General features: G+C 74.9%; 10 protein-coding genes. 7 read left to right on the forward strand and 3 right to left on the reverse strand.

The window, feature by feature from the left end; all coding sequences use genetic code 11:
* Positions 1–8: 8 nt before the first annotated feature.
* A complete protein-coding gene (locus JZ5iCDA_RS12465; RefSeq protein WP_083259980.1) occupies positions 9–2,096 on the reverse strand; it encodes a cytochrome c oxidase assembly protein in 2,088 nt (695 codons plus the stop codon).
* A 230-nt stretch (positions 2,097–2,326) separates the two neighbouring features.
* Here JZ5iCDA_RS12465 and JZ5iCDA_RS12470 point away from each other — a divergent pair, with 230 nt between their 5' ends.
* The 6 genes from JZ5iCDA_RS12470 to JZ5iCDA_RS12495 all read left to right on the forward strand — a co-directional run bounded on the left by JZ5iCDA_RS12470 (position 2,327) and on the right by JZ5iCDA_RS12495 (position 7,995).
* Positions 2,327–3,325, forward strand: coding sequence for an AAA family ATPase (locus JZ5iCDA_RS12470; protein ID WP_069387471.1), 999 nt, complete (start codon positions 2,327–2,329; stop codon positions 3,323–3,325).
* Between the two features lie 8 nt (positions 3,326–3,333).
* Complete coding sequence (locus JZ5iCDA_RS12475; RefSeq protein WP_069387472.1) at positions 3,334–4,236, forward strand: DUF58 domain-containing protein; 903 nt, start codon at positions 3,334–3,336, stop codon at positions 4,234–4,236.
* Complete coding sequence (locus JZ5iCDA_RS18940; protein WP_069387473.1) at positions 4,223–4,726, forward strand: hypothetical protein; 504 nt, start codon at positions 4,223–4,225, stop codon at positions 4,724–4,726. Before JZ5iCDA_RS12475 ends, JZ5iCDA_RS18940 begins: the two co-directional genes overlap by 14 nt.
* A complete protein-coding gene (locus JZ5iCDA_RS12485) occupies positions 4,720–5,811 on the forward strand; it encodes a vWA domain-containing protein (protein WP_083259981.1) in 1,092 nt (363 codons plus the stop codon). The genes JZ5iCDA_RS18940 and JZ5iCDA_RS12485 overlap by 7 nt, the downstream gene beginning before the upstream one ends.
* A 73-nt stretch (positions 5,812–5,884) precedes the next feature.
* Positions 5,885–6,952 (forward strand): vWA domain-containing protein, encoded by a 1,068-nt coding sequence (locus tag JZ5iCDA_RS12490; protein ID WP_069387474.1) that lies wholly within the window; start codon positions 5,885–5,887, stop codon positions 6,950–6,952.
* 119 nt (positions 6,953–7,071) lie between these two features.
* Positions 7,072–7,995 carry a hypothetical protein gene (locus tag JZ5iCDA_RS12495; protein WP_069387475.1) on the forward strand — a complete coding sequence of 308 codons (924 nt, stop codon included), beginning with the start codon at positions 7,072–7,074 and terminating at the stop codon, positions 7,993–7,995.
* A gap of 6 nt (positions 7,996–8,001) precedes the next feature.
* On the opposite strand, the gene soxR is transcribed toward JZ5iCDA_RS12495, so the two are convergent.
* Positions 8,002–8,472: a redox-sensitive transcriptional activator SoxR gene (gene soxR, locus JZ5iCDA_RS12500; protein WP_069387476.1), complete on the reverse strand. Its 471-nt coding sequence runs from the start codon at positions 8,470–8,472 to the stop codon at positions 8,002–8,004.
* Positions 8,473–8,654: 182 nt separating this feature from the next.
* Between soxR and JZ5iCDA_RS12505 the strand changes: the two genes are divergently transcribed.
* On the forward strand, positions 8,655–10,124 hold the full coding sequence (locus tag JZ5iCDA_RS12505; RefSeq protein ID WP_083259982.1) for an MFS transporter: 1,470 nt from the start codon (positions 8,655–8,657) through the stop codon (positions 10,122–10,124).
* 52 nt (positions 10,125–10,176) lie between these two features.
* Here the strand turns inward: JZ5iCDA_RS12505 and JZ5iCDA_RS12510 are convergent.
* Positions 10,177–10,482: sirohydrochlorin chelatase (locus JZ5iCDA_RS12510; protein ID WP_436967404.1), on the reverse strand; the 306-nt coding region annotated here is incomplete at its 5' end.

The following is a 10,482-nucleotide window of genomic DNA, read 5'->3' on the forward strand; positions in this document are numbered from 1 at the left end:
CGGGCGGGCTACGGGCGGCCGTCGCGCTCGGCCATCTTGGCGAGCATCGCGTTGTACTCCTCGAGCTCGGCGTCGCCGTCGCGATCGGCCTGGCGGTCGCGGCGCTTGGCCTCGCGCTCGTCGGACCGCGTCCACATGACGGCGACGATGATCGCCAGGCTCAGCGTGGGCAGCTCGCCGATGCCCCACGCGACGCCGCCGCCGCGCTGCTGGTCCTCGATCGCCGTCGGGCCCCACTCGCGGCCGAGGAGGCCGAACCACTCGGGCACGAGCAGCACCTCGCCCGACGTGAGCGCGACGCCGAAGAACGCGTGGAACGCCATCGTGGCGAACAGCAGGATGAGGCGCTGGGGGTAGCCGGGCCGGTGGGGGCCGGGGTCGATGCCGACGAGCGCGTTCGCGAACAGGTACCCCGCGAGCGTGAAGTGCAGGATCATCGCGAGGTGCCCGACGTACGTCGTCAGGGCGAGCTCGAACGCGGGCGTGTAGTAGAAGACGATCATCGAGCCGGCGAAGTTCACGGCGGCGACGATCGGGTTGGCGAAGAACTGGCCCCAGCGCGACGTGACGAGCGCGAGCACCCACTCGCGCGGGCCGCGCGACCCGTCCTTGCGCGGCGGCACCGCGCGCACGAGCAGCGTCACGGGCGCCGCGAGCACGAGGAAGACCGGCACGAGCATCGCGAGGATCATGTGCTGCACCATGTGCGCGCTGAACAGCACGTGCCCGTACGTCGCGGGACCGCCGGACGTCACCCAGAACATGACGACGACCCCCGCGCACCACGAGACCGTGCGCCCGACCGGCCACCGGTCGCCGCGGCGCGCGAGCCGCCGCACCCAGACCAGGTACACGACGAGCGCCGCGCCGCACGCGAACGCCGGCAGGAGGTCCCAGCGCCACTCGGTGAACCACCGCGCGAGGGTGGGCTCGGGCGGGAGCGGGTGGCCGGTGACGATCTCGGCGGGCGTGGCGTCGAGGACCTCGTCGTCCGGCACGGGCGGCGCGGTGGAGCCGAGCGCGACGGCCACGCCGGACACGGCCCCCATGATCGCGAGCTCGACGGCCACGAGGCGCCAGAACAGCCACCGGGTCGCGTCGGCCCCGCGCTGCCCGGCGCCGTCGCGCGACGCCGCCTTCCCCGCGCCCTTCCCCGCACCCGCGCCCGGGCCCGAGAGCCGGCGGACCACGAGCTCGCGGTGCGCGAACCCGAAGACGCCGAGCACCACGATGAGCGCGACCTTGACGAGCAGCAGGATGCCGTAGTCGGTCGTGAGGTCGTCGAGGTCCTCGACGCGGATGCTCGCGTTGACCACGCCGGACAGCGCGACGGCGACGTAGCACCACAGCGCGATCGCGGAGTACCGCGCGACGGCGGACGCGAAGTCGGCGCGGCCGAGGCCGCCGCGCACGCGCACCACGGCCAGCGTCCCGAGGCCGCCGACCCACAGCGCCGCGCCGGCGAGGTGGAGGAACATCGACGACACGGCGAGCTCGTGGCTCGCGGCACCGGCGGCGTGCCCGGTGTTGGCCTGCGCAGCCAGGGCGACGAGCGCGAGCACGGCCGTCCACAGGGCGCCGGTGGCGCCGCGCACCGCGAGCGCCGCGGCCGACGTGACGGCCGCGACGACGACGACGAGCAGGTAGCTGCGGCCCAGCCCGACCTGGGAGACGAAGAGCCCGAGCTGGTCGCCGAACGTGGACGCCGTGACCGGCGTCCCCGAGATCACGGCGTAGCGCAGCACGAGCTGGACGACGGCGAGGACCGCCCACACCCCGGACGCGACCCCGGCGACGCCCAGGGCGCGGCGCACGGGCTCGCCCGGCGGCAGCGCGCACGCGGCGAGGACGAGCGAGCCGAGCGTCAGCGCGACGGACAGCTCGGTGAGGACCGTGACGACCGGGGTGCCGAGGCGCGCGAGCGCGCCCGGGTCGGTGAACCCGGGGACCGCGGCGAACGCGGACGAGAAGGCTCCCGCGGCGAGGACCGCGAGGACGGCGACGACGACCGCCGTCGGGCCCGCGAGCACGAGCCACCAGGGGTTGGCGGGCCGGGCGGCGGCCGACGGCGCGCGGCGCACGGCTGTCGAGGTCACCCCTCCAGCCTAGGCGTCATGGGGACCGCTCCCCACGCGGGGCTGTGGACGAGGCCGGGTCCGCCGCGGGGCGCGCTGGCATACTGGCGGGGTTGGCCGAGGCCCCCTCACGGGCCCCGGCCGTCCTCACGGGTGCGTGACGCACCGCGGTCCCCTCGCGACGGGCGATCCCCTGACCACGCGGTGGCCGACGCGACGCCCATCCAGACGACAGACGCGGAAGGTGGCCCATGGCGGCAGGGCACGGCAGCATCTCGACGGCGGACCTCGACCGGGCGAGCCACCTGCTCAAGCGCGTCGGCCAGGTCTTCGACCAGCGCGTCGTCGGGCAGGAGGCGCTGCGCACGGCGCTCGTGTCGACGCTGCTCGCGGGCGGCCACATCCTCCTGGAGTCGGTCCCGGGGCTCGCGAAGACGACGGCCGCGCAGACGCTCGCGTCGGCGATCGACGGGTCGTTCCACCGCATCCAGTGCACGCCCGACCTCATGCCGAACGACATCGTCGGCACGCAGATCTTCAACTACGCGTCGGGCGCGTTCACGACCCAGCTCGGCCCCGTGCACGCCAACGTCGTGCTGCTCGACGAGATCAACCGCTCCTCCGCCAAGACGCAGTCCGCGATGCTCGAGGCGATGCAGGAGAAGCAGACGTCGATCGGCGGCGAGATCTACCCGCTGCCCGACCCGTTCATGGTGCTCGCGACGCAGAACCCCATCGAGGAGGAGGGCACCTACGTGCTGCCCGAGGCCCAGATGGACCGCTTCCTCATGAAGGAGGTGCTCACCTACCCGACGCCGCACCAGGAGCTCGAGATCCTGCAGCGCATCGCGAGCGGGCAGATGGGCGAGCCGGTGACCGCCCAGCCGATCTCGCTCGACGACGTGCGGTTCCTGCGCGGGCTCGTCGACGACGTCTACGTCGACGACTCGATCAAGCGCTACGTCGTCGACATCATCAACACCACGCGCCTGTCGGGGCCGCGGCCCGTCGCCGGCCTCGACCGGCACGTGCGGGTCGGCGCATCCCCGCGCGGCGGCATCGCCCTCATGCGCGTCGGGCAGGCGCTCGCGGTCCTCGCGGGCCGGGCGTTCGTCGTCCCGGACGACATCAAGGCCGTGCGGTACTCGGTGCTGCGCCACCGCCTCGTGCGCACGTTCGACGCGCTCGCGAACAACGTGCCGCCGGAGCAGCTCGTCGACGCGGTGTTCGACGCCGTCCCCACGCCCTGAGCGCACCCGTGCCCGACGTCTCCCGCCTCGCCCAGGTCCGGGCCCGGCTCGACCTCCCGGTCGTGCGCCGGGCCGCGGGCCTGCTCGAGGGGCGGCACCGCTCGATCTACAAGGGGCACGGGCAGGACTTCGACGACCTGCACCTGTACGCGCCGGGCGAGGACGTCGGCGACATCGACTGGAAGTCGTCGGCGCGCGCCGGCATCCCGGTGATCCGGCGGTTCGTGCGCGAGTCGAACCTCAACCTCGTGCTCGTCGTCGACACCGGCCGCCCGATGGGTGCGACGGCGCCGAGCGGCGAGCCGAAGTCCGCGGTCGCGAGCCTGTGCTGCGCGCTGGTGGCCTACCTCGCGCGCGACCGCGGCGACCGGGTCGCGCTCGTCGCAGGGGACGCGCGCCGCGTCGTGCAGCTCCCGCCGCGCGCGAGCACGCAGGACCTCGAGGTGCTGCTGCGGACGGTCGAGGGCCTGTGGCGCCCGGACGCCCCGCCGAGCGACCTGGCGCGCCCGCTCGACCGCGCGCTCACCGCGTTCCGGCAGCGGTCGCTCGTGGTCGTCGTCACCGACGAGGCCCGGCCCGACGCCGCGCACGACCGGCTCCTGCGGTCGCTGCGCATCCGCCACGAAGTCATGGTGGTGCGCGTCGCCGACCTGTCCCCCGTCGCGCTCGACGGCGCCGCCGCGACGCACCGCGAGGTCGAGGACGTCGACGGCGCCCTGCGGCTCCCCGCCTTCCTGCGCGGTCGCGCCGGGCTGGCCGAGGCGGCCGCCGCCGCGGTGACGCAGCGCCGCGCGGAGGTGGCGCAGCGCCTGGCCGGCATCCAGGTGGAGTCCGTGCTCGTCGAGGGGACGGACGACGTCGTGCCAAGGTTCGTCGAGCTCCTGGGGAGGCAGAAGCGTGCCCGTCGATGAGCTCGTGGACCCCGTGGGCTACCCGGGGTGGTGGACGGCCGTGGGCGTCGCCCTGCTGCTCGTGGCCGTGGCGGTCGTGGTTGCGATCCTGTGGTTGACGCGCGCGAGCGCCCAGGAGAAGGCGGCCGTCCCGCCCCCGGGCCCGTCCCCGCTCGGCCCGCCCGACCCGTACGGCCCCCTGCGGCTCGAGTACCAGCGGCGCCTGGACGCCGTCGAGCAGCGCTTCCGCGCCGGTGAGCTCGACGAACGGGCGCTGCACCTCGCGCTGTCGGCCGAGGTGCGGGGCTTCGCGACGGGCCGGACCGGTCAGGACGCGTCGTCCATGACGCTGTCCGAGATCGAGCAGCTCGCCGACGGCCAGCGCCTCACCCCGCTCATCGCGCGCTACTACCGCCCGTCGTTCGCCGACCACGACAACGACCCGCGGGCTCGCTCCACCGACGCCGAGGACTCGATCGCGCGTGCTCGTGCGGTGGTGAGGACGTGGTGACGGCGCTGCGCGCCGCCGAGCCGCTCGTGCCCGGCCCCCAGGGCGCGTCGATCCTGTGGCCGTGGGTGTGGGCGGCCGTCGTCGTCGCGGTGCTCGCCGTGGGTGGCGTCGCGTGGTGGCTCGCGCGGCAGCGCCGGGCACGCGACCGCGACCGGGACGTGCTGTGGGTCGCGAACTCGCAGTACCTCGCCGCGCTGCCCGCGTTCCGGGCCTGGGTGCTGCGCTACCGCGTCCTCCAGGGCGTCACCGCGGCGGCGCTCCTCGCGGGCATCGTCGGGGCGGGCGCCGTCGCGGCGCGCCCCGTGGAGACGGACGTCGTCGTGGACCGGCTCGGCACGCGCGACATCGTGCTGTGCCTCGACGTGTCGGGCTCGATGCTCGAGTACGACGGCGCCGTGCTCGAGGTCTTCCAGGAGCTCGTCGACAGCTTCGAGGGCGAGCGCATCGCGCTGTCAATCTTTAACTCCTCGTCGCGCACCGTGTTCCCGTTGACGAACGACTACGCGCTCGTGCAGGAGGAGCTGCAGGCGGGCATCGACGCGCTCGACGAGGACCCCGCGGAGTTCGACTACACCGGCGGCTCCGACGACGCGGACATCCTCGAGTTCGCCCAGTTCACCGCCGGCACGACCGCGAACCTCTCCGGGGCGAGCCTCATCGGCGACGGCCTCGCGAGCTGCGCGCTGCAGTTCGACGAGGGCGAGACGGACCGCTCGCGCTCGATCATCCTCGCCACGGACAACTACGTGTCGGGCGAGCCCATCTACACGCTGCCGCAGGCGGCCGACCTCGTCGCGTCGCGCGACATCACGCTGCACGGCATCTTCGGCGGCTCCGCGCGCTACGAGGGCACCCCCGAGGAGACGGAGTACCGCCAGGTGGTCGAGGAGGGCGGGGGCCTGTACTTCCTCGCCGACGACCCGGCCGCGGTGCAGGGGATGGTGGACGACGTCGTCGCGCAGCAGGCCGTCGAGCTCGACGCCGCGCCCGAGGTCCTCGTCACGGACACGCCCACGGCGTGGTTCCTCGTCACGGTGGCCGGGGTCGGGCTCCTGCTCGTCGTCGCCTGGCGGGTGCGGCAGTGACCGGCCGGACCGACCGGACGGGCGTGCGGACCACCGTGCGCCCCGGCCTGTGGGCCCGAAGGGAGGGGGTCCGATGACCCTGCAGCCGCTCGTGCCCGTGTGGGCCCTCGCCCTGCTCGTCGTGCCGCTGCTCGCGCTCACGGTCTGGCAGGCCGTCGTCGCGGGACGCCGCGGGGCCGACGGCGCGGTGCGCCCCGGCGCACCGCGTGCCGCCTGGCTGCGGCGCACGGGAGCCGTGGTGCTGCTCGCGCTCGTCGGGCTCGGGCCGTCGGTGGCCTCGACCGACCGGGACACGTCCGTCGCGAACGTCGACATGTTCTTCGTCGTGGACCGCACGGGCTCCATGGCGGCGGAGGACTACGGGCCGGACGGCGACCAGGAGCGGCTCGACGGCGTGCGCCACGACATCGTCAGCCTGACGGAGGCGATCCCGGGTGCCCGGTACTCGATCATCTCGTTCGACTCGCAGGCGTCGCGCCAGCTCCCGCTCACGACGGACGCGCGCGCCATCGCGTCGTGGGCCGAGACGTTCGACCGCGAGATCACGCGCTACTCGCAGGGGTCCCTCACCGACCGGCCCCTGGACGAGCTGACGTCCGCGCTGCGCGGGTCCGCGGAGCAGCACCCGGCGAACATGCGCCTCGTGTTCTTCCTCTCGGACGGCGAGCAGACCGCCGAGGGCGAGCCGAGGTCGTTCGAGGACCTCGCCCCGCTGGTCGACGGCGGCGCGGTCCTCGGCTACGGCACCGCGGAGGGCGGGCACATGAAGGAGTACGACCCGGACGTGGATCCGGAGGCCGCCGAGTACATCGTCGACTGGTCGCTGCCCAGCACGGGCGGCGAGCCGCCCCGGGCGGTGTCGGTGCTCGACGAGGAGACGCTGCGCACGCTCGCCGACCAGCTCGGCGTGCCGTACGTGCACCGGGAGGCCCCGACGGAGACGGCGTCGCTCGTCGCGGGGATCGACCCCGAGCAGGTCGCCGCGGACGGACGGCGCGACGTCACGTCCTACCGTCCGGTCGTCTGGCCGCTCGCGCTCGCGCTCGCCGCGCTCCTCGCCGTGGAGGCCTGGTTCTGGGCGCGGACCGCGAGCCGGTCGCTCGTGCACCCGGCGCCGGGCGCGACGGGGGTGCGGCGATGAACCGGCCGACCCCGCCGACGCCACCGCCGGGCCGCCCACCCGCATCGCGCCCGCCGGCTCCGTACCCCCCGCAGCAGCCGGCCGTCGCCGCCCGCCGGGCGAGGCTGCGCCGCCGGGCCGTGCTGCTCCTCGTGACGGCCCCGGTCGTGCTCGCGCTCGTGGTCCTCGGGCTCAAGCTGGCGTTCCTCGCACCGATCGCCTCCCTCGCCCGCTCCGACTACGACGACGGCGCCCACCTCGACGCGGCCGGGACGTACGGGTCGCAGCGGACGCTCAACGTCGTCGAGCCGTGGAAGGCGCACTTCAACACGGGCACGGCGAACGCCCGTTCCGAGGACGTGTGGGCGCTGTACGAGGCGATCGACGCGCTGGGCACCGCGTACGAGCTCGCGGAGGGCGAGCCGCCGGAGGTGCGGTGCTCGATCCAGACGAACCTCTCGATCACGTACGAGCTGTCGGGCGACGACGACATGGAGCGCGCGCAGGAGAAGGCGGCCGACCTCGCCGCCGTGGAGGAGGCGATCGCGGCACGGGACGCCGGCCTGCCGTTCGACGAGGAGGTCCTCGACCCGTTGGGCGACGGGACCGAGGTCGACCCGGAAGAGCTGCGGCAGGACGTGCAGGACTGGTTCGAGTACGCCGAGCAGTCGTACGCGACCGCGGAGCAGATCCGGGGCTGGCCCGACTGCGGCGAGTCCGAGCAGACCCCCGAGCAGCAGGAGCAGTCCGAGGCGGCGCAGCAGCGGCTCCAGGAGAAGCAGGAGCAGGCGCAGGCGTCGCAGCCGGAGAACCAGGGCGAGGGCGCCGAGGGCGGCGCGGGCGACGGCGGCCAGGGCGACGAGCAGTCGGAGGCCTCGGGCGGCGACGGCGGCCAGAGCCAGGCCGAGCGCGAGGAGCAGCAGCGCCAGCAGCAGCTCCAGGAGCAGAACTCCGAGGCGCGCGAGCAGGCCGACCGCGAGGAGCAGGAGTACCGCGAGCTCTACGGCGACGAGCCGGGCGGGGGCGACGAGTCCGGGGAGGGCGGCACCACCAAGAACTGGTGACGCCCGTCAGTCGCCGAGGCCCTCGACGAGCAGCGTGCGCGGCCCGGGCCCCTCGTCGCCGAGCGCGTCGTGCGGGTTCACGAGCACGCACTTGCGCAGCGACAGGCACCCGCACCCGATGCAGTCGGTGAGGTGGTCGCGCAACCGTGTGAGCTGCTCGATGCGCGCGTCGAGGTCGGCGTGCCACCCGGCGGACAGGCGGTGCCAGTCCTTCGCCGTCGGCGTCCGGTCGCCGGGGAGCGTCTCGAGCGCCTCGCGGATCCGGGCGAGCGGGATGCCGACGCGCTGCGACGCGCGGACGAACGCGACCCGCCGCAGCGTCTCGCGGGCGAACCGTCGCTGGTTGCCCGTGGTGCGCCGGCTCGAGATGAGCCCCTGGCGCTCGTAGAAGTGCAGCGCGGACACCGCGACGCCGCTGCGGGCGGCGAGCTGGCCGACGGTGAGCTCGTCGCCCGGCTCCGGCGCGTCGTCGGGCACGGCACGCTCCCCTCCGGCCGAGGACGACCCCGGCTTGACCTCAACGATCGTCGAGGTTCGACACTAGCAAGGCGCGCCCGTCGGGGCGCGCACGGCCGGTCGGACACCACGAATTCGCGCGCCCGCGACGCGGGGCGCGACGTACGGTGAGCCGCGGCCGGACGGCCAGGAAGGACGGACCCATGACGGCAGGACCGCGCACGCGGGCGGACGACGAGACGCGCGACGCGCCGGAGACCCACGACCCGGTGAGCGACGGCGTCACGGACGACGCGACGGTCGAGCTGGCGCCGGCGACGCAGCGCAGCGTGCTGTTCGGCATGGTCTCGTTGGTCTTCCTCGGCGCGTTCGAGGCGCTCGCCGTCGCGACGGCGATGCCGACCGTGGCCGTCGCGCTCGACGGCCTCACTTTGTACACGCTCGCGTTCGCGGCGTCGATCGCGTCGAGCGTCGTCGGCATGGTCGCGTCGGGCCGCTGGAGCGACCGCGCCGGCCCCACGACGCCCCTGTGGACGGGGATCGGGCTCTTCCTCGCGGGCCTGCTCGTCGCCGGGTTCGCCCAGGACATGCTCGTGCTCGTCGCCGGCCGCGTCCTGCAGGGCGTCGGCACGGGCCTGTACATCGTCGCGCTGTACGTGCTCGTCGCGCGCGTGTTCCCGACCGACCGCCGTCCGAAGGTGTTCGCCGCCTTCGCCGCGGCGTGGGTGATCCCGTCCATCGTCGGGCCGGCGATCGCGGGACTCGTGGTCGAGCACGTCGGCTGGCGCTGGGTGTTCCTGGCCGTGCCCGTGCTGGCCGTGCCCGCGCTCGTCCTCATGCGGCCCGGCATGCGCGCCGCGCGCACCTCCTCCCCCGAGCCCGTCGCCGCCGACGACGACTCACCCCTCGACCGCACGGCGCGCCAGGCGTCGCTCGCCTGGGCGGTCGTCGCCGCCGTCGGGATCGGCGCGCTGAACTACGCCGGCCAGACGCGCGGCGTCGCGCTCGTCGTGCTCCTCGTGCTGTCGCTCGCGGCGGTCGTCGTCGCCGTGCCGCGCCTCCTGCCGCGCGGGACGACGCGCGCGGCGCGGGGTCTGCCGAGCGTCATCGCGATCCGCGGCCTCGTCGCGGCGGCGTTCACCGGGGCCGAGGTCCTCCTGCCGCTCCTGCTGTCGCACGAGCGCGGCCTGTCGCCGTCGCTCGCGGGCGCGGTGCTGACGTTCGGCGCCGTGGGCTGGTCCACCGGTTCGTGGCTGCGGGGTCGCGCGACGTGGGGGCTGGCGCACTCCGGCTACGTCCGGCTCGGCGGGACGCTCGTTGCGCTCGGCATCGGCGGCGCGGCGCTCCTCGCGTGGACGGCGGTGCCGCCCGTCGTCGGGATGGTCGCGTGGACCCTCGCGGGACTCGGGATGGGCATGACGCACCCGACGCTGTCCGTGCTCACGCTCGAGCTGTCGCCCGTCGCGGAGCAGGGGTCGAACAGCTCCGCGCTGCAGGTGTCCGACGCCGTCGCCGCAGCCACCGCGCTCGCCGTCACCGGGTCGCTGCTGTGGGCGCTGCACGCGTCGCTCGGCCTGACCGCCTACGTCGTGTGCTTCGGCGTGACGGTCGCGCTCGCGGCCGGGGTCGCGCTGCTCGCCCCGCGCACGCGCCCGCTCGTCACCGCGAGGTAGAGGGATCTTGCCGAGGTAGAAAGGAATTCCCCTCTACCACGGGGAGAAGCCTCTATCTCGCGGACGGGAGGGTCGCGGCGGCGTCGGCGTAGCGGTCGAGGACGATCGCGGTGAGGCGCGGGTCCGGGGCGAGCGGGGCGGTGACGACGTCGGCCCCGGCGGCCTGCAGGCGGTCGTGGAAGAAGCCCGGGGCGAGCAGGTAGGCGGCGACGACGACGCGCGGACCGGCCTCCGGTGCGTCGGCGCCCGGCACGCCTCGCCCGGCGAGGTCGGCGCGCGCGGCGGCGACGGCGTCGGCCACCGACGGCTTCGCCATCGCGCCGTAGCCGACGCTGACGGGACCGGGGCGCCGCTCGCG

Origin of the sequence: Cellulosimicrobium cellulans (assembly GCF_001722485.1) — a bacterium.
In the GTDB taxonomy this organism is placed as follows: Bacteria; Actinomycetota; Actinomycetes; order Actinomycetales; family Cellulomonadaceae; genus Cellulosimicrobium; species Cellulosimicrobium cellulans_A.